At 66.3% G+C, this 25,499-nt stretch carries 23 protein-coding genes; 22 read left to right on the top strand and 1 reads right to left on the bottom strand.

What is annotated here, in order from left to right; all coding sequences use genetic code 11:
- Positions 1–3: 3 nt before the first annotated feature.
- From ALVIN_RS02935 to ALVIN_RS02885, 12 genes are all read left to right on the top strand, one after another.
- A complete protein-coding gene (locus tag ALVIN_RS02935; RefSeq protein WP_012969818.1) occupies positions 4–2,199 on the top strand; it encodes a hybrid sensor histidine kinase/response regulator in 2,196 nt (731 codons plus the stop codon).
- A 45-nt stretch (positions 2,200–2,244) separates the two neighbouring features.
- Entirely contained in the window at positions 2,245–2,592 is a 348-nt protein-coding gene (locus tag ALVIN_RS02930; protein WP_012969817.1) for a response regulator, read from the top strand.
- Between the two features lie 38 nt (positions 2,593–2,630).
- A complete protein-coding gene (locus ALVIN_RS02925; RefSeq protein WP_012969816.1) occupies positions 2,631–4,310 on the top strand; it encodes a diguanylate cyclase in 1,680 nt (559 codons plus the stop codon).
- A gap of 8 nt (positions 4,311–4,318) precedes the next feature.
- Positions 4,319–4,870 (top strand): chemotaxis protein CheW, encoded by a 552-nt coding sequence (locus ALVIN_RS02920; protein ID WP_012969815.1) that lies wholly within the window; start codon positions 4,319–4,321, stop codon positions 4,868–4,870.
- Positions 4,871–4,900: 30 nt separating this feature from the next.
- Positions 4,901–5,287, top strand: coding sequence for a hypothetical protein (locus ALVIN_RS02915; protein ID WP_012969814.1), 387 nt, complete (start codon positions 4,901–4,903; stop codon positions 5,285–5,287).
- A 15-nt stretch (positions 5,288–5,302) separates the two neighbouring features.
- Entirely contained in the window at positions 5,303–6,427 is a 1,125-nt protein-coding gene (locus ALVIN_RS02910) for an efflux RND transporter periplasmic adaptor subunit (RefSeq protein WP_012969813.1), read from the top strand.
- A complete protein-coding gene (locus tag ALVIN_RS02905) occupies positions 6,424–9,498 on the top strand; it encodes an efflux RND transporter permease subunit (protein WP_012969812.1) in 3,075 nt (1,024 codons plus the stop codon). The genes ALVIN_RS02910 and ALVIN_RS02905 overlap by 4 nt, the downstream gene beginning before the upstream one ends.
- A 109-nt stretch (positions 9,499–9,607) precedes the next feature.
- The gene (locus tag ALVIN_RS02900; RefSeq protein WP_012969811.1) at positions 9,608–9,862 is read left to right on the top strand and encodes a type II toxin-antitoxin system Phd/YefM family antitoxin; all 255 of its coding nucleotides are present in this window, start codon (positions 9,608–9,610) and stop codon (positions 9,860–9,862) included.
- Positions 9,852–10,151 carry a type II toxin-antitoxin system RelE family toxin gene (locus tag ALVIN_RS16915; protein WP_012969810.1) on the top strand — a complete coding sequence of 100 codons (300 nt, stop codon included), beginning with the start codon at positions 9,852–9,854 and terminating at the stop codon, positions 10,149–10,151. Before ALVIN_RS02900 ends, ALVIN_RS16915 begins: the two co-directional genes overlap by 11 nt.
- Positions 10,152–10,293: 142 nt before the next feature.
- Positions 10,294–12,129 carry a sodium:solute symporter family protein gene (locus ALVIN_RS16455; RefSeq protein WP_012969809.1) on the top strand — a complete coding sequence of 612 codons (1,836 nt, stop codon included), beginning with the start codon at positions 10,294–10,296 and terminating at the stop codon, positions 12,127–12,129.
- 6 nt (positions 12,130–12,135) lie between these two features.
- On the top strand, positions 12,136–12,306 hold the full coding sequence (locus tag ALVIN_RS17755; RefSeq protein WP_012969808.1) for a symporter small accessory protein: 171 nt from the start codon (positions 12,136–12,138) through the stop codon (positions 12,304–12,306).
- Positions 12,296–13,675: an alginate export family protein gene (locus ALVIN_RS02885; RefSeq protein WP_012969807.1), complete on the top strand. Its 1,380-nt coding sequence runs from the start codon at positions 12,296–12,298 to the stop codon at positions 13,673–13,675. Before ALVIN_RS17755 ends, ALVIN_RS02885 begins: the two co-directional genes overlap by 11 nt.
- 114 nt (positions 13,676–13,789) lie before the next feature.
- Here ALVIN_RS02885 and ALVIN_RS02880 read toward each other — a convergent pair whose 3' ends face one another.
- Positions 13,790–14,209, bottom strand: coding sequence for an SCP2 sterol-binding domain-containing protein (locus ALVIN_RS02880; protein ID WP_012969806.1), 420 nt, complete (start codon positions 14,207–14,209; stop codon positions 13,790–13,792).
- A gap of 153 nt (positions 14,210–14,362) precedes the next feature.
- Between ALVIN_RS02880 and ubiG the strand changes: the two genes are divergently transcribed.
- From ubiG to rsxA, 10 genes are all read left to right on the top strand, one after another.
- Complete coding sequence (ubiG, locus tag ALVIN_RS02875) at positions 14,363–15,085, top strand: bifunctional 2-polyprenyl-6-hydroxyphenol methylase/3-demethylubiquinol 3-O-methyltransferase UbiG (protein WP_012969805.1); 723 nt, start codon at positions 14,363–14,365, stop codon at positions 15,083–15,085.
- A complete protein-coding gene (locus tag ALVIN_RS02870; protein WP_012969804.1) occupies positions 15,078–15,770 on the top strand; it encodes an HAD family hydrolase in 693 nt (230 codons plus the stop codon). Before ubiG ends, ALVIN_RS02870 begins: the two co-directional genes overlap by 8 nt.
- 33 nt (positions 15,771–15,803) lie before the next feature.
- On the top strand, positions 15,804–16,565 hold the full coding sequence (locus ALVIN_RS02865) for an SDR family NAD(P)-dependent oxidoreductase (protein ID WP_012969803.1): 762 nt from the start codon (positions 15,804–15,806) through the stop codon (positions 16,563–16,565).
- Between the two features lie 42 nt (positions 16,566–16,607).
- Positions 16,608–18,335, top strand: a complete 1,728-nt coding sequence (locus tag ALVIN_RS02860) for a potassium/proton antiporter (protein WP_012969802.1) — start codon at positions 16,608–16,610, stop codon at positions 18,333–18,335.
- Between the two features lie 93 nt (positions 18,336–18,428).
- Complete coding sequence (gene moaA / locus ALVIN_RS02855; protein WP_012969801.1) at positions 18,429–19,415, top strand: GTP 3',8-cyclase MoaA; 987 nt, start codon at positions 18,429–18,431, stop codon at positions 19,413–19,415.
- A 304-nt stretch (positions 19,416–19,719) separates the two neighbouring features.
- On the top strand, positions 19,720–21,201 hold the full coding sequence (locus ALVIN_RS02850; protein ID WP_012969800.1) for a SulP family inorganic anion transporter: 1,482 nt from the start codon (positions 19,720–19,722) through the stop codon (positions 21,199–21,201).
- A 14-nt stretch (positions 21,202–21,215) separates the two neighbouring features.
- Positions 21,216–22,079, top strand: coding sequence for a universal stress protein (locus ALVIN_RS02845; RefSeq protein ID WP_012969799.1), 864 nt, complete (start codon positions 21,216–21,218; stop codon positions 22,077–22,079).
- Positions 22,080–22,241: 162 nt separating this feature from the next.
- On the top strand, positions 22,242–23,333 hold the full coding sequence (arsB, locus tag ALVIN_RS02840) for an ACR3 family arsenite efflux transporter (RefSeq protein WP_012969798.1): 1,092 nt from the start codon (positions 22,242–22,244) through the stop codon (positions 23,331–23,333).
- A gap of 92 nt (positions 23,334–23,425) precedes the next feature.
- Positions 23,426–24,766, top strand: a complete 1,341-nt coding sequence (locus tag ALVIN_RS02835; RefSeq protein WP_012969797.1) for an MFS transporter — start codon at positions 23,426–23,428, stop codon at positions 24,764–24,766.
- 151 nt (positions 24,767–24,917) lie between these two features.
- Positions 24,918–25,499 carry an electron transport complex subunit RsxA gene (rsxA, locus tag ALVIN_RS02830; protein ID WP_012969796.1) on the top strand — a complete coding sequence of 194 codons (582 nt, stop codon included), beginning with the start codon at positions 24,918–24,920 and terminating at the stop codon, positions 25,497–25,499.

Genomic DNA, 25,499 nt, shown 5'->3' with positions numbered 1-25,499 from the left:
ATCATGGCCCTGGACATCAAGAAATTCCTACCCCGTTTCACCGGCGAGGCCCGCGATCACCTGGGGCGGCTCGCAGCCGGATTGGCGCCGCTGGCCTCGGGCGCCGGCCTGGACGGCGAGACGATCAACGAGCTCTTCCGCGCCGCCCATACCATCAAGGGTTCGGCGCGCATGCTCAAGCTGACGAGCATCGCCGAGACCGCGCATCAGCTCGAAGAGGTACTGGGCGCGCTGCGCGAGGGCCGGACACAACCGAGTCCCGAACTCGGCGCACTCCTGATACGCGCCCTGGACGCCATCAGCGCCCTGGTCGAGCAGGTGGAATCGAGCGCGGGCCAGCTCGCGCCCCCGGACGAGTCGCTCTGCGCGGCCCTCGCGGCGGCGGCCCAGGGTGAGACGGCTCCATCCGCGCCCGCCCCCGAAGCGGCGCCCGCGCCAAACGATGCGTCCCGGCCCACACCGACCGAAGCACCGCCTGATGAGGCGACGCGTTCGACCCTGACCGTCCTGCGCGCCCCCGACAGCGTGCGGGTGCGCATGGACAAGCTCGACGAACTCATCAAGCTCATGGGCGAGGTCGTCTCCAATCAGGCCAAGCTGCGTCACAAGCTGCTGGAGGCCCGCACGCTCGACAAATCCCTGGCCGCGCTGGCCTCTATGGAGGCCGAACCCGAGCGCGAGCGACTGACGGCCCAGTCGCACGCCATGCACGGCTTCACGCTCGCCCTGCGCGATCTGGTCCAGGAACAGGAACGCCTGACGACCGAACTCAACGATCGCGCCCTGGTGATGCGGATGCTGCCGCTGGCCATCGTCTTCGAGCCGATCGCCCCCCTGGCGCGCCAGCTCGGACGCGAGCTGGGCAAGGAGGTCAACTGCGAGATCAGCGGCGGCGAGATCGAGCTGGACCGCCAGCTCATCGATCATCTCAGCGATGCCCTGGTGCATCTGCTGCGCAATGCCATCGACCATGGACTCGAATCCCCGGACGAACGCCAGGCCGCCGGCAAGCCGCGCCTCGGGCGACTGCGACTCTCGGCGCGCCAGGAAGGCGTCGGCGTGCTCATCGAGATCGAGGACGACGGTCGCGGCCTGGACCGCGAGCGCATCCTCGCCAAGGCGATCCAGAAGGGCCTGATCGATCCGGCCCGCGCCGCCGGTCTCGATGACGAAGCCGTCAACGAGCTCATCTTCCTGCCCGGATTCAGTACCAGCGCCATCATCACCGACATCTCCGGGCGCGGTGTCGGCCTGGACGTGGTCAAACGCGCCATCGTCGAGGATCTGCGCGGCTCGCTGTCGATCTCCAGCCGTCCCGGCCTCGGCACCCGCTTCGGTCTCCAACTCCCGGCTTCGCTCGCCGTGATGCGGGTGCTGCTGTTCGAGGCCGGCGGACGCGCCTTCGGGCTGACCGCGCATCAGGTCGCCGAACTGATCCGGGTGCCGCGCGACCAGACCCTGCTGGTCGGCGACCGCCCGGCCATGGTGCTGCGCAACGAATTTCTGCCGCTGGTCCAGGCCGGCGATCTGCCCGCGCTCCAGACCACCGCCGGCGACACGGCCGGGCACGGCTGGCTGGTGGTGGTCATCCAGTCGCGCCAGACCAAGCTGGGTCTGGTCGTGGACCGGCTGCTCGACGAGCGCGACATGGTCATCAAGCCACTGCCGGTGCACCTGCACGCCAGCGGTCTGGTGGCCGGAATGGTCGTCACCGGCGACAACGCCCTGGTCAGCATCCTCCAGGCGCCCGCACTCCTGGAGATGGCGCGCCGACTGCGCGGCGAGGCGCCGCTGGTGATCGCCGACCGGCGCGTGTCCCATCAGACGCCCGGCGGACAGCGCATCCTGGTCGTCGACGACTCGCTCAACACGCGCGAGATCGAGCGCGAGATCCTGGAGGCCCACGGCTACCGCGTCACCCTGGCCGAGGACGGACTCGACGGCTGGCAGAAGGCGCTCGGCGGACACTTCGACGCCGTGATCACCGACGTCGACATGCCGGGCCTGGACGGCTTCTCGCTGACGGCGCGTCTGCGCGGTCACGATCAGTACCGCTCCACGCCGATCGTGATCGTCACCTCGCGCCAGAAGCCCGAGGACAAGCAGCGCGGCATCCAGGTCGGTGCCGATGCTTATATCGTCAAGGGCGACTTCAATCAATCGAGTCTGGTCGATACACTCATGAATCTGTTAGGTTAGCCCCTGACTCGCGCCCGCACCCGATTTCGAGGATCTGAGACCCCCATGCGCATACTGATCGTCGACGATGACCCGCTGGCCGGCGAGATGACCCTGGCCGTTCTCGAAGAGGCCGGACACAGCTGCCAGCTCGCCGAACATGGCCTGGAGGCTCTGGAGCGACTCACCGAGGATGCGACCTTCGAATTGGTGGTCTCGGACCTGCACATGCCGCTGCTCGATGGACTGGAGTTGTTCCAGGAGCTGCGCGAACGCGGCCTGGACCAGCCATTCGTGCTCCTGACCGGAGACGACCCCACGCCACTGCTGGAGCGCGAACCCGGACTCCGCGCCTGTCTCGCCAAGGACGATTCACTGGAGCAGCGGTTGCCCGAACTGCTCGACCGACTCTGAACCGCAACGACCGGAGACGCGAACGAGGCACCATCGACATGCCGGCCGGCCCCCAGGACTCCTTCCAGGAACGCAAGCGGCGTCTGCGTGCGTCCTTCATCGAGCAGCTTCCCGACCGTCTGCGTCAGGCGCGCGAGCTGCTGGCCGCGCTCACGACCAGCGAGCGCCAGGACGAGCCGCTCAGTCAGCTCCATCTCATCTTCCACACGCTCAAGGGGTCGGGCGCCTCCTTTGGCTTCGACGCCATCAACGCTTCGGCCAAAGAGGCCGAGCAGACCCTGCGAGAGGTGCTCGACGGCGACCGGCGGCTCTCGCCGCACCTGCTCGCCGATCTGCGCCGGCACGTCCAAACACTCGAAGAGCTCAAGCTGAGCGTCGACAGCGCCATGGCGGCCGACAGTCAGCCGCGTTTCACCCTGCCGGCTCAACGTGCCGATGAAGCCGGATCGAACCAGCGTCTCATCTATCTCTGTGACGACGACCCGATACTGGCACGCGATCTGTCCGACCAGCTCGGCTGCTTCGGCTACGAGGTCGAACCCTACGCGTCTCTGGAGGCGCTGCGCCTGGCTGCCCTGAAACGGCTGCCGGCGGCCATCATCATGGACATCATGTTCCCGGAGGGGCGGGACGCCGGACCGGCGGCCGTCGCCGAACTGAACGCCCGGCTGGATACCCACGTTCCCTGCCTGTTCATTTCGATGCGCGACGACTTCCAGGCCCGTCTGCGCGCGGTCAAGGCCGGCGGGTACGCTTACTGCCGCAAGCCGGTCAAGGCCGTCGAACTGGCCGAGCTGCTCGATCAGCTCACCAGTCGCGGCACGCCCGATCCCTATCACATCCTGATCGTCGACGATGATCCGGACGTGGGCCAGTTCTATGCCATGGTGCTGGACGCGGCCGGCATGGTCACGCGTGTCGCGAATGAACCCGAGCGCGTGCCCGCCATCCTGGAAGAGTTCGACGCCGATCTGGTGCTGATGGATCTCTACATGCCCCACTGCTCCGGTCCCGAGCTGGCGCGCGTGCTGCGCCAGATCCCCGGCTATCTGGGGCTGCCGATCATCTATGTCTCCTCCGAGACCGACGCGCGGCGGCAGTTCAAGGCGCTGGAAGTCGGCGCCGACGGCTTTCTCACCAAGCCGATCGAACCCGAACGCCTCGTGACCGAGGTCCATCTGCGCGCCGAACGCATGCGCACCCTGCGCTCGCTGATGATCCGCGACAGCCTCACCGGACTGTTCAACCACAACACCATCCTGCAACTGCTCAAAGTCGCCATGGCCTCCTGCCAGCGCTCCGGGCGTCTGCTCTGTCTGGCCATGATCGACGTCGATCATTTCAAGGCCGTCAACGACACTCACGGGCACCCGACCGGCGATCAGGTGCTGATGGCCCTCGGGCGCACCCTGCGACTGCGGCTGCGCGAGTCCGACATCGTCGGGCGTTATGGCGGCGAGGAGTTCGCCGTCATCATGACCGGCCTGGACGCCGATCAGGCCAAGACCATCATGGATTCACTGCGCGAGAGCTTCGCAGCCGTGACCTTCATCGCCGACGGGACGGAGTTCCACTGCACCTTCAGCGGCGGGCTGGCCGCCTTCCCCGAATACAGCGATCCCTCGGCGCTGATCGAGGCGGCCGACGCCGCGCTCTATCGCGCCAAGCGTGCGGGGCGCAATCGCATCCTGATCGCCCACTCCAACAGCAGACAGTGATCACGGCGATGGCCTCCGACAGCCTGCACCCGAATCCGGACCCACTGAGCGAGATCCTGGACCGACGCCGCCGCGGCGAGGCGGAGCTGGTCGAAGTCGACGCGCCCACCGTCAAGCTCGTGGTCTTCGCCATCGGCGAGCGGCTCCAGGCCCTGCCGGGGCGTCAGGTCAGCGAGATCCTGCCACTGTCGACCATCCATTTCGTGCCCGGCTGTCCGCCGGCGCTCGAGGGTGTCATCAGTGTGCGCGGCGACATCACCTCGGTCATCCGGCTGGGCGATCTGCTGGGGATCGGGCACGGCGCGCCCGGCCGGCAGGGGGCGATCCTGCTGGCCCAGGGGTCGCACGAAGTCGGCGGTGAACCGATGCGCAGCGGACTGCGGGTCGATCGCGTCGTCGATGTGCTGGATGTCGCCGAGGACGCGATCCAGGCCGTGCCCGACACGCTGGCTGAGCCACTGCGCCGGACCGCGCGCGGAGTCTTCCAACTCGACGAACACAGCGTGTTCCTGCTGGATCTCGATGCGCTGTTCCAGGACTACCTGAGCGGGGCAGGCTGAGTGGTTCGGACTGGAGTCGAACACGGCCCCGTGGCACCACCGGAGACCCTTGCGCTCGTTCGGTTCGAGAGCGCCGGGCACTGTCTGGCGCTGGAGGCGACCAAGATCGGCGCCATGCGCAACCCGGCTGAAACCGCCGCGCCCAGTCTGGCCGAACTCATCGAATGGCCCGATTCAACCGCGTCCGAGCCGTCGCGCCAGCGTCTGCTCGAGATCGTCCATCCGGACTGGCGGCGACTGATCCGCGTCGGTGAACCCGTCGTGCACTTCGAGCTTCCGGTACGTGCGATCCAGCCGCTCCCTCCACTGCTGGCCGCGCGCCTGCGCCCCAACGGCGTGCGTGCCCTGGCCCTGCTCGGCGAACCACCCGCCGAGCGCCTCCTGATCCTCCTCGACGCCTGGCGTTTGACGCACTGAACGAACGACATCGACATGCATGCGCTCGACAACACACATCCACGACGACTCAGTGGAATCCATCGTCTCGGCCTGGGGCTGGCCCTGGTATTCGGCCTGGGCGGCCAGGCGGGCTGGCTCCAGGCAGACGATGACGCCCCCGCCCGGCCGACCAAGCCGGCCCTGACCGTCACCACCACCCGTCCCGAGATCCGCGACTGGCCGCGCACCATCGCCGCCACCGGGAATATCGCCGCCTGGCGTGAGGTGGTCGTCGGCGCCGAGATCGGCGGCGATCGGCTCGTCGAGGTGCTGGTCGAGATCGGCGACCGGGTCGAGCGCGGCCAGTTGCTCGCGCGCATCGACAGCGACAGCGTGACGGCGGCGTTCCAACAGGCACGCGCCGCCGTAGCCGAAGCCGAGGCACTGCTCGCCGAGGCCCGCGCCGACGCCGACCGTGCACGTGAGTCACGCGGCACGGCCGCGCTCAGTGCGCAGCAGGCCGATCAATACCTGAGCGCCGAACGGACCGCGCTGGCCCGGCTCGATGCCGCCCGCGCTCGGGTGCGCAGCGAGGAACTACGGCTGTCGCGGACCAGCGTGCTGGCGCCGGTCGCCGGCATCGTCGCCTCGCTGAGCGCCACCCAGGGCTCACTCGTCCAGCCCGGAGACGAGCTGCTGCGCCTCATCCGTGACAGCCGGCTGGAGTGGCGCGCCGAGGTGCCGGCGACCGAGCTGGCGCGGCTGCAACCGGGCGGACCGGCCCGGATTCTCGCGCCAGACGGCACGCCGGTGAACGGCCAGATTCGGCGCGTTGCCCCGACCATCGATGCGCGCACACTCACCGGACTGGTCTATGTCGACCTGCCCGCCGAGGCGACCGGCCGGCCGCTGCGCGCCGGGATGTTCGTTCGCGGCGAGCTGGATCTCGGCGAGAGTCCGGCCCTGACGCTGCCCCAGTCGGCGGTGCTGGCGCGCGAGGGCTTCGCCTATGTGTTCCGGCTGGAGCCGGGCGGCACCGTGATCCAGACCAAGGTCGGGGTCGACCGGCGTCTGGGCGATCGGGTCGAGATCACCGCCGGACTGGAGGCCACGGCCGAGGTGGTCGACAGCGGCGTCGGCTTCCTCGCCGACGGCGATCTGGTGCGCCTCGCCGAATGAACGTCTCCGCCTGGTCGATCCGCAACCCCATCCCGGCGATCCTGCTGTTCGCCCTGCTGGCCTTCATGGGCACGCTGTCGTTCATGGCGATGAAGGTCCAGCAGTTCATGGACATCGATCTGCCGAGCGTGCGGGTCTCGGCCAGTCTGCCCGGCGCGGCGCCGGCGCTGCTGGAAACCGAGGTGGCGCGCAAGATCGAGAACGCCATCGCCAGTCTCCAGGGCATCAAGCACATCTACACCAAGGTTCAGGACGGCACCGCGACCGTCACCGCCGAATTCCGGCTGGAGAAACCGACCCAGGAGGCCGTCGACGACGTGCGCGATGCCGTCTCGCGCATCCGCTCCGACCTGCCCGGCGATCTGGAAGAGCCGATCGTCGCCAAGATCGACCTGACCGGACTGCCGATCCTGAGCTACACGGTCGATTCGCCGCGTCTGGACGAGGAGGCGCTGTCCTGGTTCGTCGACAACACCCTGGCGCGGCGTCTGCTCAGCGTGCCGGGCGTCGGCGCGGTGAGCCGGGTCGGCGGCGTGGACCGCGAGGTGCGGATCGAACTGGACCCGGACCGGCTGCTGGCGCTGCGGGTCACGGCCGCCGACATCTCGCGCCAGTTGCGCCGGATCCAGCGCGAGGACTCGGGCGGACGCGCCGATCTGGGCGGAGCCGAGCAGTCGGTGCGCACCCTGGCCACGGTCCGGACCGCCGCCGAGCTGGCCGAACTGGACATCAGTCTGTCCGATGGCCGGCGCATCCGGCTCGGTCAGGTCGCCACCGTGACCGACACCATTGCCGAACGGCGTTCGGCCGCGCTGCTCGACGGGCGCCCGGTGGTCGGCTTCGAGGTGGTGCGCAGTCGTGGCGCTGGCGAACTGGAGGTGGCCGAGGGGGTACGGGCCGAACTGGCTCGACTGCACGCCGAGCACCCCGATATCGAGGTCGTCGAGTCCTTCAATTTCGTCGACCCGGTGGTGGAGAACTTCGAAGGCTCGATGTCGCTGCTGCTGGAGGGCGCGGTGCTGGCGGTGCTGGTGGTCTGGGCCTTCCTGCGCGACTGGCGCGCGACCCTGGTCTCGGCCACGGCGCTGCCGCTGTCGATCCTGCCGACCTTTGCGGCCATGTATCTGCTCGGGTTCACGCTCAATGTCGTGACCCTGCTGTCGCTGTCGCTGGTGATCGGTGTCCTGGTCGACGACGCCATCGTCGAGATCGAGAACATCATGCGCCATCTGCGGATGGGCAAGACGCCTTATCAGGCGGCGATGGAGGCGGCCGACGAGATCGGGCTGGCGGTCATCGCCACCACCTTCACACTGATCGCCGTGTTTCTGCCGACGGCTTTCATGAGCGGGGTGGCGGGCAAGTTCTTCGTGCAGTTCGGCTGGACGGCGGCCATTGCGGTGTTCGTGTCGCTGGTGGTGGCGCGGCTGCTCACGCCGATGATGGCGGCCTATCTGCTGCACCCGCCGCGCCGGCTCCACGACCGGCCGCGCTGGCTCGATACCGTGGTGCGCCTGAGCGGGTTCTGTGTGCGCCATCGCTGGCTGACGCTCCTGGGCGCGGCCGGGTTCTTCGTCGGCTCCTTCGCGCTGGTGCCGCTGCTGCCGACCGGCTTCCTGCCGCCCGACGACATGTCCCAGACTCAGGTCAATCTCCAGCTCCCGCCCGGCAGCACGCTCGACCAGACGCTGGCGGCGGCCGAGCAGGCACGGGTGCTGGTCGCCCGTCACCCGCAGGTGCGGCTGGTCTATACCACCATCGGCGGCGGTTCGGCGGGCGGCGACCCCTTCGTGGCCACGGGCGTGCAGGAGGTGCGCAAGGCGACCCTGACCATCCGCCTCACGCCGCGCAACGAGCGGCGCGGTGTCACCAAGCAATCGATCGAGCGCGAGCTGCGCGAGGCGCTGACCGCCATTCCCGGTATCCGGTTCACCGTGGGTCTGGCCGGAGCCAACGAGAAGTACATCCTGGTGCTGGCCAGCGAGAACGGTCAGCTCCTGGCCGAGCACGCACGCCGGGTCGAGCGCGAACTGCGCACCATCCCCGGCATCGGCGGCGTCACCAACACCGCCAGTCTGGTGCGGCCCGAACTGGTGGTGCGGCCCGACTTCGCCCGCGCCGCCGAGCTGGGCGTGACCTCGGCGGCCATCGCCGAGACCCTGCGCATCGCCACCAGCGGCGACTACGACCAATCGCTGCCCAAGCTCAATCTGTCCCAGCGCCAAGTGCCGATCGTGGTCAAGCTGCCGCCTGCGGCGCGGCAGGATCTCGATCTGCTGCGCAGTCTGACCGTACCCGGACGCGATGGTCCGGTGCTGATCGGCGCCATCGCCACGCTGACGCTCGACAGCGGGCCGGCCGAGATCGATCGCTACGATCGGCTGCGCAACGTCAACTTCGAGATCGAACTCAATCAGCAGCCGCTGGGCGAAGTCGAGAAGCAGGCGCTGGCGCTGCCGAGCCTGCGCCAACTGCCGCCGGGCGTGTTCCAGACCACGGTCGGCGATGCCGAGGTCATGGGCGAACTCTTCGCCAGCTTCGGTCTGGCGATGCTGACCGGGGTGCTCTGCATCTATGCGGTGCTGGTGCTGCTGTTTCGCGACTTCGTGCAGCCGGCGACCATCCTGGCGGCGCTGGTGCTGTCGATCCCCGGTGCGTTTCTCGCCCTGTTCGTGACCGGTAGCGCGCTGTCGATGCCGTCGATGATCGGACTCATCATGCTGATGGGCATCGCCACCAAGAACTCGATCCTGCTGATCGACTACATCATCCTGGCGCGGCGCGAGCATGGACTGAACCGCTGGGAGGCGCTGCTCGACGGCTGCCGCAAGCGCGCGCGCCCGATCATCATGACCACGCTCGCCATGGGCGCCGGCATGCTGCCGATCGCGCTCGGCATCGGCACCGACCCGAGCTTCCGCGCGCCCATGGCGATCGTGGTCATCGGCGGACTCATCACCTCGACCTTCCTGAGTCTGCTGGTGGTGCCCGTGGTCTATACGCTGGTCGACGATGGGATCGAGCGGATGCGGCGGCTGTTGGGGCGAACTGAACGGCATGTGGCGTCCTGACACCAATCTACCGACCCGGCTTTCGTACTCATCCTGCTCATCCGGCCGGCTTGATAAAACCTGTTGAACGCTCTAGATTAAGTGCTTTTAAAAGCACTCCCAATCTGCCATGACGCATCGAATCCTGGCCGAAACGACGGCGAGCATTTCAGAGCTGAAACGCAATCCGATGGGCACGGTCGCGGCCGGAGCCGGTCTTCCGGTGGCCGTCCTCAACCGCAACGAGCCGGCCTTTTATTGCGTGCCGGCGCAAGCCTACGAGGCCCTGATGGATCGCCTCGAAGATCTTGAACTGAACGACATCGCCGATGCCCGCCTGAATGACGGAAAGGCGCCGCTCAAGGTCTCCCTGGATGAGCTATGAGCTACAGTTCCATCCGGATGCCTGGGATGAGTGGAACAGACTGGACAAGAGCGTCAGAGAACAGCTCAAGAAGAAGCTCCTGGAACGTCTGGAAGAACCCCATATCCCCGCTTCCAGGCTCTCTGGACGCCAAAACCGTTACAAGATCAAACTGAAGACGGTCGGCTACCGGCTCGTATACGAAGTGCTGAACGATCGGCTGATCGTTCTGGTCGTTGCCGTTGGCAGGCGCGATCGAAACGCTGTCTACACGGCCGCCGCCAGACGACAGACGCACGTCTCCGGCTGAAAAAAGCCCACCTGAACCCTTCAGCCCTATAACACCCGCACGGCAAATCAGGTTATTTTCCCCCGCCCGTATTTCGACTCCATGACGATCGAATGCGGGCGACGTGGCTGCGAGTCCACATCATCCAATAACAGGGGGAAACATGCCCGATCATGCATCGGTGGGCTGGATCGACATCGTCGTCATCCTCGCCTACCTCTCCATCACAGCCTATCTGGGCTGGCTCGGCTACCGGGGCACGCGCTCGGCGGCCGACTTCCTGGTCGGAGGGCGTTCGGCCCATCCGGTCATCATGGCGGTCTCCTATGGCGCCACCTTCATCTCCACGGCGGCCATCGTCGGGTTCGGCGGGGTCGCCGGACTCTTCGGCATGAGTCTGCTGTGGCTGACCTTTCTCAACATCGGCGTCGGCATCCTGATCGCCTTCATCGTGCTTGGTGAGCCGACACGCCGGCTCGGGCACCATCTCGGCGCCCACACCTTCCCGGAACTCCTGGGTCAGCGCTATCAGAGCCGGGGCATCCAGATCTTCGCCGGCGTCCTGATCTTTCTCTTCATGCCGCTCTACGCGGCGGCCGTCATGACCGGCGGCAGCATCTTCGCCGCCACCCAGTTCGGCATCGATTTCGAGGTCGCACTCCTGATCTTCGCCCTCATCACTGCCGCCTACGTCATCCCCGGCGGCATCAAGGCCGTGATGTACACCGACACCTTCCAGGGCTTCGTCATGGTGCTGGCCATGATCTTCCTCCTGGTCTTCACCTATTCGAGTCTGGGCGGTGTGACCGAGGCCCACCAGTATCTGACCGACATGGAGGCCATGGTGCCTGCGCCTCTGGCCCAGATCGGTCATCAGGGCTGGACCGAGATGCCGGCCTTCGGCTGGGGCGCACCGACCTATGATCTGTGGTGGATCGTGGTCACGGCCATCATCCTGGGCGTGGGCATCGGCGTGCTGGCCCAGCCGCAACTGGCTGTGCGCTTCATGACGGTGCGCAGCCGGCGCGAGCTGGATCGGGCGGTGCCGATCGGCGCGATCTTCATCATGCTGATGACCGGCACACCCTTCCTGGTCGGCAGTCTGTCGAACGCCTGGTTCGCCCAGAACGGTCCCATCCTCAACGGCAAGGTCATCCAGGAACTCGACGCCGAGAAGAATCAGGCGCTGGTCGAGTTGATGCAACAGACCGACAGCGGCGCCTGGACGGCGATCCTCAACCCCAAGACCCAGGCTCCGGCCACGGCGGCCCTGATCGTCAGCGAGCGCCAGGAGGCCGAAGAGGCGAGCGGCACGCGCTTCGAGCTGGTCGGCGGGCGCTCCTCGGCTGTGACCTATGTCAAGGGCGACGCCGACACGATCATCCCGACCTTCATCTCGACCGCCCTGCCCCACTGGTTCGGCGCCATCTTCTTCCTGGCGCTGCTGGCAGCGGCCATGAGCACCATGTCGAGCCAGTTCCACACCATCGGCACGGCGGCCGGACGCGACCTCTATGAGCGCATCGGCACCAAGGGGCAGCCGCGTGAACCGAGTCTCCTGGTCATGCGGCTGGCGATCGTCGTCGGTCTGCTGATCGCCGTGACCATCAGCTACACCATTCGTCAGGAATACATCGTCGCCCGCTTCACGGCGATCTTCTTCGGGCTGTGCGCGGCGGCGTTCCTGCCGGCCTATATCGGCGGACTCTTCTCGCGCCGCGTCACCAAGGCTGGGGCGCTGGCCTCGATGACGGTCGGTCTGGTGGTGTCGCTGTTCTGGCTGCTGCTGGTCAAGGCCAAGGAAGCGAGCGCCATCGGTCTGGTACAGCTCGTCACCGGCGGCAAGACCAGTCTCCTGGCCGACTACCCGAACTGGCCCTCGGTCGATCCGATCGTGGTCGCCCTGCCCGCCGCGCTCCTGACCCTGATCCTGGTCAGCGCCTTCACCCGACCGCCGGCGGCCGAGCATCTCGACCGCTGCTTCCCGGAGACGAGGTAAACCATCATGCTGGGTCTCGACGATCCCTTCGTGCTCACGGCCTACCTGGGCATCATCGCCCTGGCCGTCCTGAGCATTCTCTATGGCCTGATTCGCCGCAATGCCGCGCGCGACGAAGTCACTGACGAAGACCGCCAGTGGGCGCTCGAAGAAAAGAAGGTGGACGATGAATTCTAAGAAGAACAAGCTTCTGGCCGCCGGACTCGGCGCCACACTCATCTGCTCGGCGGTTTCGGCCGAACAGACCAGCGGTCCCTTCAAATGGGGCGCGGACCTGCGTCTGCGTCAGGTCTGGATCGACAACGTGGGCCTGGACGCCGACAGCGCCACGGGTGATCGCACCTTCGAGCGCTATCGCGGACGGCTCTGGGGTTCCTACACGTTCGGCGATCAGTTGGAAGCCAGCGCGCGCCTGATGTGGGAGGGGCGCCACTACCAGGATCCCGCCCGCTCCAACTGGCCGGCAGCCGGCTTCGAGAACTGGTACAGCGGCGGCATCCTGTTCGATCAGCTCACGATCGGCGCCAAGCAGATCGGCGGCTCGCCGCTCTCGCTCAAGGTCGGACGCCAGGACATCGTCCTGGGCAACGGCTGGCTGGTGTTCGAGGGCACGCCGCTCGACGGCTCGCGCAGCATCTATCTCGACGCCGCCCGCGCCACCTACAGCCTGGCGTCGCTCGGCACCACGCTCGATCTCATCTACATCGACCAGAGCGCCGACACCGGACGCTTCCCGCAGTCGCTCAACGGCGAGGTCGAGGATCAGACCGAGCAGCACGAGACCGGCGTCATCGTCTATGGGCGCAACAAGTCGCTGATCGAGGGCACGGATCTCGACGGCTACTTCATCTACAAGCACAACGACCCGAATCTCACGCCGCGCAACCTGCGCATCAACAATGGCACGCCCTTCACGTCACCCAGTGATTCGGGCGACATCTATGCGGCGGGTCTGCGTGCCGATTCCAAGCTCACGCCCAACTGGTCGCTGCGCGCCGAGACCGCCTATGAATGGGGCACGCGCAACGACCGTGATCTGAGCGCCTTCGGCTTCAACGGCCGCCTGACCTACAGCTTCAACGATTCGCTCAAGAATCAGCTCCACGCCGACTTCGAGTACCTGTCAGGCGACGACCCGGACAGCGCCGACGATCAGGCCTTCGATCCGCTCTGGGGCCGCTGGCCGCAGTGGAGCGAGCTGATGATCTATCAGTGGCCGCTGGAGTCGCGCGTGGGCGAGGCGACCAACCTCCAGCGCTTCAATGTCGGCTGGATCGCTCAGGTGCATCCGACGACCCAGCTCCTGGTCGACTACCACGCGCTATGGGCCGATGAGCAGAGCACCCGCACCGCCGCGCAGATGGTCAATCTGAGTGGCGACGGCGACTTCCGTGGACATCTGTTGACGGCATGGCTCAAGAGCAAGTTCAGCCAGAACGTCTCGGGGCATCTGGTCGCCGAGTATCTGATGCCGGGTGACTACTATGCCGACAACCGCCGCAACGACTCGTTCTTCGTGCGCGCGGAAGTGGTTCTGACCTGGTGAGACCGCCGGCGGAACCCACGTCGATCGACGGCCAGGCGTTCCGCCCTCACCTGGCGCTGTATGCAAAAAAGCCCGCCGGCCGGCGGGCTTTGCGTATGGATCGGAACGAACCGATCACTTGATCTCGTCGGTGTCGAGCTGCTGCATCAGACCGAAGCTCTTGACGAAGGGGTTGGCCATGCGCGGATCCTTGATGATGGCCTTGTAGTCACCCACCTTGAACTTGAGCTTGCCGGTCATGAAGGCCGCACCCATGCCGGTCATGCCGATACCGTTCTCGACCCATTTGAGCCAGTCTTTCAGGTCGGCGCGCATGTCCCAGTTCGGGGCCGGATCGCTCTCGGACCAGTCGCCCGCACGCACGCAGACGCCCTTCTCGACCACGAACACGCCGCGCGGATTCTCTTCGTCCTTGAACCCGCAGGTGATGACCGAGTTGAAGTCGATCTCGGCGAGCTTGTCGCACACCTCGGGTTCGTTGTTCCAGGCGTCCATGAGTTGCTTCATCCAACCATCGGAAAAGAGTGCGGACATGTGTATCGATCCTCCAGTGTGAGCAGCTTGGTTCATTGTCGACGCAGGCTCAGACCTGCGTGAACGAGGATTCTAACAGGATCGACCTCAAGAATAGTGACCAAGCAGTTTAGAATGTCACCATCCCTAAGCCAGCATTGGACCCCTGACACCATGAGCGAACAGCATCACAACGTCGATCACGCCGAGATCAGCAAGTTCGAGGCCCTGGCCTCGCGCTGGTGGGATCCGCACAGCGAATTCAAGACGTTGCACGACATCAATCCGCTGCGTCTGGACTATGTCGAGCGCGGCGCCGGCGGACTGGCCGGCAAGCGCGTGCTCGACGTCGGCTGCGGCGGCGGCATCCTCTCGGAAGGCATGGCCCTGCGCGGTGCGCAGGTCATGGGCATCGACATGGGCGACATGCCGCTGCGCGTGGCCGAACTCCATACGCTCGAAAGCGGCGTGGAGGTCGAATACCGGCGCGTGCCGGTCGAGACCCTGGCGCTGGAGCAGCCCGGCGCCTTCGATGCCGTCACCTGCATGGAGATGCTCGAACACGTGCCCAATCCGGCCTCGGTGGTCGACGCCTGCGCGCGTCTGGTGCGGCCCGGCGGCTGGGTGTTCTTCTCCACGCTCAACCGCAATCCCAAGTCCTATCTGATGGCCGTGGTCGGGGCCGAATACATCATGCGCATGCTGCCGCGCGGCACGCACGACTACGCGCGCTTCATCCGCCCGTCCGAGCTCGATGCCTGGGTTCGTCCGACCGCGCTGCGCACCACCGACATGACCGGCATGGTCTACAATCCGCTCACCCAGGTCTACCGGCTCGACCCGCACGACCTGGATGTGAACTATCTCGTGACCTGCGTGCGCGACACCCATGGCTGATCCGCGTCCGCCGCGCGATGGCGTCGTGCTCTTCGATCTCGATGGCACCTTCGCTGATACGGCGCCCGACATGGCCGCCGCGTTGAACAGGCTCCTGCATCGTCACGGACGCGCGCCCCTGCCCTTTGCACGGGTGCGGCCCTACGCCTCGCACGGCGCGCCCGGCATCCTCAAGGTCGGCTTCGGACTCAAACCCGAGGATCCCGACTACGAGCCGCTGCGCCGTGAATATCTGCGCATCTACGAAAGCGCTCTAGTCGACCGGACCGCGCCCCTTCCGGGCATGGTCGAGCTGGTCGACGCGCTGGAGGCACGCGGTCTGCCCTGGGGCATCGTCACCAACAAGTCGACCGCGCTCGCCGAGCCTCTGCTGGAGCGGCTCGGCTTCCTGGAGCGCCTCGCCTGTCTGGTCTGCGGCGACACCACGCCGCATCCCAAACCCCATCCCGATCCGCTGCTCTATGCGTGCGATCTGCTGGGCGTCGACCCCGAGCGCGGCTGGTACGTCGGGGATGCCGAGCGCGACATCCAGGCCGGACTGGCGGCCGGCATGGGCACGCTCGCGGCGCTCTTCGGCTATCTGGGACCGGACGACGATCCCCGCGCCTGGGGCGCGCATGGGATGATCGACCATCCGCTGCAACTGCTCGACTGGCTTGCCTATGAAGCCGGCCGCGATCATTGACCACCGTTCACCGAAGCGATGACTGAATCAAGCATGTCCACCGATCCATCACTGACCACCGGCGGCCGACTCCAGGACCGCGTCATCCTCGTCACCGGCGCCCTGGAGGGACTGGGCCGCGCCGTCGCCCTGGCCTGCGCCGCCGAGGGCGCGACCGTCATCCTCTCATCCTTCGATCAGGCCGACCTGGAGCCGGTTTACGACCGGATCCTCGACGCCGGTCATCCCGAACCGGCCATCCTGCCGCTCGATCTGGAAACCGCGACCGAGCGTGACTTCATCGCGGCGGCCAACGTCATCGGCGACACCTTCGAGCGGCTCGATGGTCTGGTCCATTGCGCCGCCTCCGCGCCCTTCCTGAGCCGGATCGACGACTATGACGCCTCCGAATGGGAGCGGGTGATCCGCATCAACCTCAACGCGCCCTTCATGCTCACCCAGGCCTGTCTGCCGCTGCTGCGTCTGGCCGAGGACGCCTCCATCGTCTTCACCGCCGACCGGGTCGGACGCCAGGGGCTGGCCTACTGGGGCGCCTACGCCGCCGCCAAGTTCGGCATCGAGGGTCTGATGCAGGTGCTGGCCGAAGAGACCCGCGAATCCGGCCGCCTCCGCGTCAACAGTCTCGATCCCGGCGTCCTGCGCACCGCGATGCGCGCCAGCCTCTATCCGGGGGAAGACCCCAACAGTCACCCGGACCCGGCGACCGTGACCGGCGCCTATGTGCAGCTGCTCGGCCCCGATGGACGCGGACTGACCGGACGCGCGCTGCGGGTCGAGAACGGCCGGGCCGTCTGAAGTCTTCACGACCGACATCGACCGCTCGACGGAACGCCCACCATGGAACTGACCAACCACATCATCCTGCTCGGCTCGGCCGTCGTCTTCGTCAGCGTGCTGGCGAGCGTGGTGACGGCGCGCGTCGGGGCGCCGCTGTTGCTGGTGTTCCTGGTGATGGGGATGCTGTTCGGCGAGGACGGTCCGGGCGGCATCGCCTTCGACGACGTCCAGCTCGCGCATCTGCTCGGCAATCTGGCGCTGGCCGTCATCCTGTTCGACGGCGGTCTGGCCACCTGCTACAAGGATTTTCGCGTCGGTCTGCGCCCGGCGCTCGGACTGGCGACCCTGGGCGTGCTCATCACCACCGCCATCACCGGCCTGTTCGCGGTCTGGTGGCTGGATCTGGACTGGCTGGAGGGTCTGCTGCTCGGGGCCATCGTCGGCTCGACCGACGCGGCAGCGGTGTTCTCGCTGCTGCGTTCCAATGGCATCGAACTCAAACAGCGTGTCGGCGCCACCCTGGAGATCGAATCGGGCAGCAATGATCCCATGGCGATCTTTCTGACCATCGCCCTGATCGAGCTGATCCTGAGCGATCGCGGCAACCCTGGCTGGATGCTCCTGAGCGAGTTCGCGCGCCAGATGGGGCTGGGCGCCCTGTTCGGGCTGGCGGGCGGCTTCGTCCTGGTGTGGCTCGTCAACCGACTGAAGATGTCGGCCGGACTCCACCCGCTGGCGATCATGGCCGGCGGACTCTGTCTGTTCGGGATCACGGCCACACTGAACGGCAGCGGCTTTCTGGCCATCTATCTGGCCGGCATCGTGATCGGCAACCGCCCGCTCGAATCGCGTCTGGAGATCAAGCGCTTTCACGACGGTCTGGCCCGGCTGGCCCAGATCGGCATGTTCCTGATGCTGGGACTGCTGGTCACACCCTCGGATCTGCTGCCGGTGGCGCCCGATGCGCTGCTGTTCGCGCTGGTGCTGATCCTGGCGGCGCGCCCGCTGGCCGTCTGGCTGTGTCTGCTGCCCTTCCGCTTTCCCTGGCGCGAACAGGTCTTCATCGGCTGGGTCGGGCTGCGCGGGGCCGTGCCCATCATCCTGGCGCTCTTCCCGCTGCTCGCCGGGCTGACCCAGGCGCCGATGATCTTCAACATCGTCTTCTTCGTGGTCCTGGTCTCGCTGCTGATCCAGGGCTGGACGGTCATCGGGCTGGCACGCCGGCTGGATCTGGAGGTTCCGCCCAGCACCCATCTGCTGCAGCGTGTGGAACTCGACATCCCAGGTCAGCAGGAACTGGAACTGGTCGGCTACCGACTGGCGGAGAATGCCCCGATCGTCGTCGAAACTTCGGTGGCTCAAACACGTCTGCCGCCCGGCTCGCGCCTGGTCGCCGTGCTGCGCGATGGACGGCTGCTCGATCAGTGCGGCCCGGTGACGGCGCGCGCAGGCGATCATGTCTATCTGCTGGCCGATCCGGGCGATCTGGCCGAGCTGGACCGGCTCTTCGTCGCCGCGCCCGAGACCGAGCGTCTGTCGGAGCGCGCCTTCTTCGGTGAGTTCGTGCTTGCCGGCGAAGCCCGGCTGGCCGATCTCTGTGCCTTCTATGGCCTGAAGGTTCCGAATGGCGATGGACAGCTCACGCTCGATACCCTGATCCGGCGCGAACTCAATGCCCACCCCGTGGTCGGCGACCGGCTCCAGCTCGGCAGCCTGGAACTGGTGGTGCGTGCGGTCGACGAGGATCGCGTCATCCAGGTAGGACTCAAGCTGCCACGCGCCCACTGATTCGAGCCGATGGTGCTCGACGGCAAATTTCATGGCGGATGCGCTCGGCGCACACGACCATGGCGGCTCAATCACACAACGAGGACACCGAGAATGAGCGACGCCTCACTGACCGATCCCTTTGGTCGGCGCATCGACTATCTGCGTCTCTCGGTCACGGATCGCTGCGATCTGCGCTGCGGCTATTGTCTGCCCAAGGGCTTCAAGGGGTTCGAGGAGCCGGCACACTGGTTGAGCTTCGAAGAGATCGAGCGCGTGGTCGCGGCCTTCACGGCACTGGGCGTGCGGCGCGTGCGTCTGACCGGGGGCGAGCCGCTGATGCGGCGCGGCCTGACCGAACTGGCCGCGCGCCTGTCGGCCCTGCCCGGTCTCGACGACCTCTCGCTGTCGAGCAATGCGACGCAACTGGAGTCGCTTGCCGGGCCGCTGGCGCGTGCCGGTGTGCGACGGCTCAATGTCAGTCTCGACAGTCTGAATCCGGAGGTCTTCCGCCAGATCACGGGCGGCGATCTGGAGCGGGTGCGGCGCGGCATCGCGGCGGCTCGGGAGGCCGGCATGGAGCCGATCCGCGTCAATACGGTAGTGATGCGCGGCGTCAACGACACCGAGATCGAGGACATCCTCGACTACTGCGCCGCACGTGGCTTCACCCTGCGTCTGATCGAGACCATGCCGATGGGGGCGACCGGACAGGCAGCCATGAGCGCCTTCGGCGACCTGGAGCCGATCAAACGGCGGCTGGAGCAGCGTTTCGAGCTGATCCCGGACATCCTGCCCGGCGGCGGTCCGGCTCGTTACTATCGGGTCGCCGGAACCGAGACCCGACTCGGTTTCATCACACCGCTGTCGCAACACTTCTGCGCCACCTGCAACCGGGTGCGGCTGACCGTCGAAGGGACGCTCTATCTGTGTCTGGGTCAGGATCACAGCTATCCGCTGCGCGAACTGTTGCGCACCGGCATCGGTGCAGCCGAACTCCAGGCCCATCTGCGTCAGGCGATCGCCCTGAAGCCCGAGCGCCATGAGTTCAATGAGCGACCGGGGCAGGTGGTGCGCTTCATGTCGATGACCGGGGGGTGAATGACCGCTGAGCGATAACACAGGCCACGGTTGCCATCGGCACAGGCGTTCGTTATCCTGCCGGCCATTCCTTACCGCCCTTTCCGATGTAGGAGTCATCCGCCAGTGTAGACATTTCGGCTCGACCGGCGTTCTCCAGACGCTTCGTCCGACCCTCGACGCGATGCCGCGCCCTGATGTCCGCGCTGTTCTCCGACCCTATCCGGTTCACCGATCGAACCATCCGCCATCCAGGCGCCGGCCTTCGCGTTCCCCGATTCATCGCCGATCCGCTCGGCTCCAGCCGCGAAGGTAGCCATTTCGCATGAACTCCATCCGTCAGGACTGGTTCTCCAACGTCCGCAACGATCTGCTCGCCGGCCTGGTGGTCGCGCTGGCACTGATCCCGGAGGCGATCGCGTTTTCGATCATCGCCGGCGTCGACCCCAAGGTCGGCCTCTATGCCTCCTTCTGTATCGCCACGGTCACCGCCTTCGTCGGCGGGCGTCCGGGCATGATCTCGGCGGCCACGGGCGCCATGGCGCTGGTGATGGTGATGCTGGTCAAGGAGCACGGCCTGCAATATCTGCTGGCGGCCACGGTCCTGACCGGCGTGCTCCAGATCCTGGCCGGCTGGCTGAGGCTCGGCGCGCTGATGCGCTTCGTCTCGCGCTCGGTCGTCACCGGCTTCGTCAATGCGCTGGCGATCCTGATCTTCATGGCGCAGTTGCCGGAGCTGACCGGGGCGAACGCGACCTGGCAGGTCTATGCACTGGTGGCCGCCGGGCTGGCGATCATCTATCTGTTCCCCTATCTGACCAAGGTCGTCCCCTCGCCGCTCGTGACCATCCTGGTGCTGACCGGCGTGACCCTGTATCTGGGGCTGGACGTGCGCACCGTCGGCGACATGGGCGAGCTGCCCGACAGTCTGCCGGTGTTCCTGCTGCCGGACATCCCGCTCACGTTCGAAACGCTCCAGATCATCTTCCCGGTCTCGGCGACACTGGCGGTCGTGGGCCTGCTCGAATCCCTGATGACGGCGACCATCGTCGATGATCTGACCGACTCCAGCAGCAACAAGAACCGCGAGTGTGTCGGCCAGGGCGTGGCCAATGTCGCGACCGGCTTTCTCGGCGGCATGGCCGGTTGCGCCATGATCGGCCAGTCGGTCATCAACGTGAAATCGGGCGGACGCGGACGGCTCTCGACCCTGACCGCCGGTGTCTGTCTGCTGCTGATGGTGGTCTTCGCCGGCGAGTGGGTGGCGCAGATCCCGATGGCGGCGCTGGTGGCGGTGATGATCATGGTCTCGATCGGCACCTTCAACTGGGCTTCGATCCGCAATCTGCGCGAACATCCGCTGGGCGCCAACGTGGTGATGATCTCCACGGTCGCCGTCGTCGTCGCGACCCATGATCTGGCGCAGGGCGTGCTCGTCGGCGTGCTGCTCTCGGGCTTCTTCTTCGCCCACAAGGTCGGTCAGGTGCTGGCGGTCAGTTCGATCACGCTGGAGCAGGGGCGCACCCGCGCCTATCTGGTCACGGGGCAGGTGTTCTTCGCCTCGGCCGATCGCTTCGTCGCTGCGTTCGACTTCAAGGAGGTCATCGAGCGGGTGCGTATCGACGTCAGCCGCGCGCATTTCTGGGACATCACGGCCGTGAGTGCGCTCGACAAGGTGGTCATCAAGTTCCGGCGCGAGGGCACCGAGGTCGAGGTCATCGGTCTCGACGCGGCCAGCGCCACCCTGATCGACAAGTTCGGGGTGCACGACAAGCCCGACGCGGTCGCACGCCTGACGGATCATTGAGAGGAGCCAGAACCATGCATGACGAAGACAAGATCCTGGCCTGTGTCGATCGCTCGCACTTCGCCGAGACCGTGACCGATGCCGCGACCTGGGCGGCGCGGCGTCTGTCGGCGCCGCTGGAGTTGCTGCACATCCTCGACCGTCATCCCGAGATCGGCAGCGGCAAGGATCACAGCGGCGCCATCGGTTTCAATGCCCAGCAGGCCCTGCTGACCGAGCTGGCCGAGGAGGATGCCGCACGCAGCAAGGCGGCGCGTGAACAGGGGCGGATCTTTCTCAACCAGCTGCGTGAGCGTGCCATCGCCGCCGGTGCGGTCGCGCCCGACGTGCGCCAGCGTCACGGCGATCTGGAAGAAACCCTGGTCGGGCAGCAGTCCAGCGTGCGGCTGTTCGTGCTCGGACGTCGCGGCGAATCGGCCGAGACCACTCAGCGCGATCTCGGGCGCAATGTCGAGCGCGTGGTGCGGGCGCTCAAGAAGCCCATCCTGGCCGTCACCGAACAGTTCCAGGAACCGCGCCGGGTGCTGATCGCCTTCGACGGCGGCGGCATGGCGCGGCGCGGTGTCGAGCTGGTGTCCAGGAGTCCGCTGTTCCAGGGATTGCCGGTGCATGTGCTGATGTCGGGCAAGGCGACCAGGGATGGCGCCAAACAACTGGACTGGGCCAGAACCACGCTGGAGAAGGCCGGTTTCGAGGCGTCGGCGGCGCTGGTGCCGGGTGATGCCGAGCGGGTCATCGCCGACGCGGTGTGTGAGCAGGAGATCGATCTGCTGATCATGGGCGCTTACAGTCACTCGCCGCTCCGTACCCTGCTCTTCGGCAGCAAGACCTCGGATCTGCTGCGCTCGGCGCGGATTCCGACACTGTTGCTGCGCTGAGGAACGAGGCGCCTGTGGCAGACTGCCCATCGCTGCTCGCCTTGCCACGAAGATCGTTTCATATGGAGCCCTTCATCACGGTGCGCGACGACATTCGCGTGCACCGGATCCCGTCCGTGGCTGAAGCACTGAATCTCGATCTGATCCCATCGGAGTAAACGCATGTCGGTTCAATGTGAAATCATCGCCAAACAGTCCGCTGGCGCTGCCATGAGCGTCTTCGAGCGCTGGCTGAGTCTATGGGTCGCGCTCTGCATCGTCGTTGGAATCGCCTTGGGCCAGTTCCTGCCCGCGCCCGTCCAGTTCCTGGGCCGGCTGGAGGTGGCTCAGGTCAATCTGCCCGTGGGCCTGCTCATCTGGATCATGATCATCCCGATGCTGATCAAGATCGATTTCGGCGCCCTGCATCAGGTCCGCGATCACTGGAAGGGCATCGGCGTCACGCTGTTCGTCAACTGGGCGGTCAAGCCGTTCTCGATGGCGCTGCTGGCGTGGCTGTTCATCCGTGGCCTCTTCGCCGACTGGCTGCCGGCCGAGCAGCTCGATTCCTATGTCGCCGGGCTGATCCTGCTGGCCGCCGCGCCCTGCACCGCCATGGTGTTCGTCTGGAGCCGGCTGACCGGAGGTGATCCCTATTTCACCCTGTCGCAGGTGGCGCTCAACGACACCATCATGATCTTCGCCTTCGCGCCGATCGTGGGGCTGCTGCTGGGGCTGTCGGCGATCGTCGTGCCCTGGGACACGCTGCTGATCTCGGTGCTGCTCTATATCGTCATCCCGGTCATCATCGCCCAGGTCTGGCGCAAGCGTCTGCTGGCACAGGGTCAGGAACGTTTCGACGCCGTGCTCGACATCCTGGGTCATGCCTCGATCGTCGCGTTGCTGCTGACCCTGGTACTGCTGTTTGCCTTCCAGGGCGAGCAGATCCTCGCCCAGCCGGTGATCATCGCGCTGCTGGCGGTGCCGATCCTGATCCAGGTGTTCTTCAACTCGGCCCTGGCCTACTGGCTCAATCGTCTGGTCGGTGAGAAGCACAGTGTCGCCTGTCCCTCGGCGCTGATCGGCGCCTCGAACTTCTTCGAGCTGGCGGTGGCGGCGGCGATCGCGCTGTTCGGCTTCCAGTCCGGCGCGGCGCTCGCCACCGTGGTCGGGGTGCTGATCGAGGTGCCGGTGATGCTCTTGGTGGTGCAGGTAGTCAACCGGACCAAGGGATGGTATGAAGGCGGTCTTGCCACGACGCCTCAGCACGGCTGATCGCCGTTCCAGGTTGCACGGGCCGCCGCCCCTGGCGGCCGGCACCGGGCGCGTCGCCCATCCCATCGCCCGACCACCGGAGGAACCGAAGGATGCACACGTGCCCCCGTGCCCCGCGCCGCGAGATCCTCGGCTGGGCGATGTTCGATTTCGCCAACTCGGCCTATACGCTGCTGATCATCACGGTCGTCTTCGGTGATCTGTTCACGCGCGTCATCGTCGGCGATGCGCCCGACTACCGGCTCGGCAATCTGCTCTGGAGTCTGGCGCTCGCGGCGAGCTATCTCATGGTGGTGCTGGTCTCGCCGGTGGCCGGGGCCATCATGGACTACAGCGCAAGCAAGAAGCGCTTTCTGTTTGCGAGCTATCTGCTGACGGTCGTGACCACGGCCGCACTCTACTGGGCCGCGCCCGGCTATGTCTGGGTCGGGATGCTGCTGCTGATCCTGTCGAATTTCGGCTTCGCGCTCGGCGAGTCATTCGTCGCCAGCTTCCTGCCGGATCTCGGACCGCCCGAGGATCTGGGCAAGATCTCCGGGTTCGGCTGGGCGCTCGGCTATATCGGCGGTCTGGTCGCGGCCATCTTCGTGCTGGCGGTGCTCGGCGAGGTCAGCGCCGAGAACTTCGAGCGCATCCGCTGGGTCGGTCCCTGGACGGCGCTGTTCTTTCTGGTCGCGGCGATTCCGACCTTCGTCTGGGTGCGCGAACGCGGCACCGCCCGTCCGCTACCGTCTGGAGTCGGCTACCTGCGCCTGGGGTTCAGTCGGGTCGGTCAGACCCTCGGCCATCTGCGTGATCATCGCGATCTGGCCGTGCTGCTGATTTCGGTCTTCTTCTCGATGGGCGGCATCGCCATCGTCATCACCTATGCCTTCATCTATGGCGCGCAGGTGATCCGGTGGGACGAGTCGACCCGCACCCTGATGTTCGTGCTGGTCCAGCTCACGGCGGCCGGCGGCGCCTTCATCTTCGGGCTGGTCCAGGACCGGCTCGGAGCGCGACGCACCTACAGTCTGACGCTGATCCTCTGGATTTCGGCCATCGTCCTGATCTATCTCACGCCCCGGATCGCCGACTGGGCGCATCTCTGGTTCGGACTCGACTGGCAGGCGCAGCACGTCTTCCTGATCGTCGGCTGTGTTGCCGGGACCAGTCTCGGCGCCTGCCAGTCGAGCACCCGCGCCCTGGTCGGACTCTTCGCCCCGCGCTCGCGCTCGGCCGAGCTGTTCGGTTTCTGGGGGCTGGCGATGAAGCTGGCCAGTGTCTTCGGACTGCTCGCGATCGGACTGCTCCAAGCCTGGCTCGGACTCCAGCAGGCAATGCTGTTCTGTGCCCTGCTGTTTGGCCTGGCGCTACTGGTCGCGCGCGGCATCGACGAGCCGCGTGGACGCCGGATCGCCGCCGAACACGAGGCGGGACTCCGAACCTGGTGAGAACCGCGCACCCGGCATAACCCTAGCGAATGTCGGTTGTAGCGAACCGACGAGCGGCGTATGCTTGCGCGCCCATGTTCGCTCGATTCCATCGGCGTCCACCCGAACCCCATCCCGTCAATCCGCCCGTGTCCACGACTCATCCGCCCGCATGACCGAATACGCGCTCATCCTGGTCGGCACTGTGCTGGTCAACAACTTCGTGCTGGTCAAGTTCCTCGGACTCTGCCCCTTCATGGGCGTGTCCAAGAAGCTGGAGACGGCCACCGGCATGGGTCTGGCGACCACCTTTGTCATGACCCTGTCCTCGGTCATCAGCTGGATCGTCAATGAGTTCGTGCTCGAACCGCTCGACATCGGCTATCTGCGCACCATCTCCTTCATCCTGGTGATCGCGGCCGTGGTGCAGTTCACCGAGACGGTGATGCGCAAGACCAGTCCCATGCTCTATCAGTTGCTGGGTATCTTCCTGCCGCTCATCACCACCAACTGCGCCGTGCTGGGCGTGGCCCTGCTCAATCAGCAGGCCGAGCATACCCTAGTCGAGTCTGCACTCTATGGCTTCGGCGCCGCCATCGGGTTCTCACTGGTGCTGGCGCTCTTTGCCGCCATCCGCGAGCGGGTCGCCGTAGCCGACGTGCCCGAGCCGTTCCAGGGCAGTGCCATCGCGCTGGTGACAGCCGGACTGATGTCGCTGGCCTTCATGGGCTTCGCCGGTCTGGTCGCCAACTGA

The sequence above is a fragment of the Allochromatium vinosum DSM 180 genome (genome assembly GCF_000025485.1).
Lineage (GTDB): Bacteria > Pseudomonadota > Gammaproteobacteria > Chromatiales > Chromatiaceae > Thermochromatium > Thermochromatium vinosum.
The sequence above is the reverse complement of the archived record's forward strand: the minus strand, read 5'-3'. Positions and strand labels throughout refer to the sequence as shown.

What these genes read in the sequence shown, in the direction of transcription:
- ALVIN_RS02935 (WP_012969818.1), top strand. Translation starts at nt 4, where the DNA reads ATGGCCCTGGACATCAAGAAATTCCTACCCCGTTTCACCGGCGAGGCC.
- ALVIN_RS02930 (WP_012969817.1), top strand. Translation starts at nt 2,245, where the DNA reads ATGCGCATACTGATCGTCGACGATGACCCGCTGGCCGGCGAGATGACC.
- ALVIN_RS02925 (WP_012969816.1), top strand. Translation starts at nt 2,631, where the DNA reads ATGCCGGCCGGCCCCCAGGACTCCTTCCAGGAACGCAAGCGGCGTCTG.
- ALVIN_RS02920 (WP_012969815.1), top strand. Translation starts at nt 4,319, where the DNA reads ATGGCCTCCGACAGCCTGCACCCGAATCCGGACCCACTGAGCGAGATC.
- ALVIN_RS02910 (WP_012969813.1), top strand. Translation starts at nt 5,303, where the DNA reads ATGCATGCGCTCGACAACACACATCCACGACGACTCAGTGGAATCCAT.
- ALVIN_RS02905 (WP_012969812.1), top strand. Translation starts at nt 6,424, where the DNA reads ATGAACGTCTCCGCCTGGTCGATCCGCAACCCCATCCCGGCGATCCTG.
- ALVIN_RS02900 (WP_012969811.1), top strand. Translation starts at nt 9,608, where the DNA reads ATGACGCATCGAATCCTGGCCGAAACGACGGCGAGCATTTCAGAGCTG.
- ALVIN_RS16915 (WP_012969810.1), top strand. Translation starts at nt 9,852, where the DNA reads ATGAGCTATGAGCTACAGTTCCATCCGGATGCCTGGGATGAGTGGAAC.
- ALVIN_RS16455 (WP_012969809.1), top strand. Translation starts at nt 10,294, where the DNA reads ATGCCCGATCATGCATCGGTGGGCTGGATCGACATCGTCGTCATCCTC.
- ALVIN_RS17755 (WP_012969808.1), top strand. Translation starts at nt 12,136, where the DNA reads ATGCTGGGTCTCGACGATCCCTTCGTGCTCACGGCCTACCTGGGCATC.
- ALVIN_RS02885 (WP_012969807.1), top strand. Translation starts at nt 12,296, where the DNA reads ATGAATTCTAAGAAGAACAAGCTTCTGGCCGCCGGACTCGGCGCCACA.
- ALVIN_RS02880 (WP_012969806.1), bottom strand. Translation starts at nt 14,209, where the DNA reads ATGTCCGCACTCTTTTCCGATGGTTGGATGAAGCAACTCATGGACGCC.
- ubiG (WP_012969805.1), top strand. Translation starts at nt 14,363, where the DNA reads ATGAGCGAACAGCATCACAACGTCGATCACGCCGAGATCAGCAAGTTC.
- ALVIN_RS02870 (WP_012969804.1), top strand. Translation starts at nt 15,078, where the DNA reads ATGGCTGATCCGCGTCCGCCGCGCGATGGCGTCGTGCTCTTCGATCTC.
- ALVIN_RS02865 (WP_012969803.1), top strand. Translation starts at nt 15,804, where the DNA reads ATGTCCACCGATCCATCACTGACCACCGGCGGCCGACTCCAGGACCGC.
- ALVIN_RS02860 (WP_012969802.1), top strand. Translation starts at nt 16,608, where the DNA reads ATGGAACTGACCAACCACATCATCCTGCTCGGCTCGGCCGTCGTCTTC.
- moaA (WP_012969801.1), top strand. Translation starts at nt 18,429, where the DNA reads ATGAGCGACGCCTCACTGACCGATCCCTTTGGTCGGCGCATCGACTAT.
- ALVIN_RS02850 (WP_012969800.1), top strand. Translation starts at nt 19,720, where the DNA reads ATGAACTCCATCCGTCAGGACTGGTTCTCCAACGTCCGCAACGATCTG.
- ALVIN_RS02845 (WP_012969799.1), top strand. Translation starts at nt 21,216, where the DNA reads ATGCATGACGAAGACAAGATCCTGGCCTGTGTCGATCGCTCGCACTTC.
- arsB (WP_012969798.1), top strand. Translation starts at nt 22,242, where the DNA reads ATGTCGGTTCAATGTGAAATCATCGCCAAACAGTCCGCTGGCGCTGCC.
- ALVIN_RS02835 (WP_012969797.1), top strand. Translation starts at nt 23,426, where the DNA reads ATGCACACGTGCCCCCGTGCCCCGCGCCGCGAGATCCTCGGCTGGGCG.
- rsxA (WP_012969796.1), top strand. Translation starts at nt 24,918, where the DNA reads ATGACCGAATACGCGCTCATCCTGGTCGGCACTGTGCTGGTCAACAAC.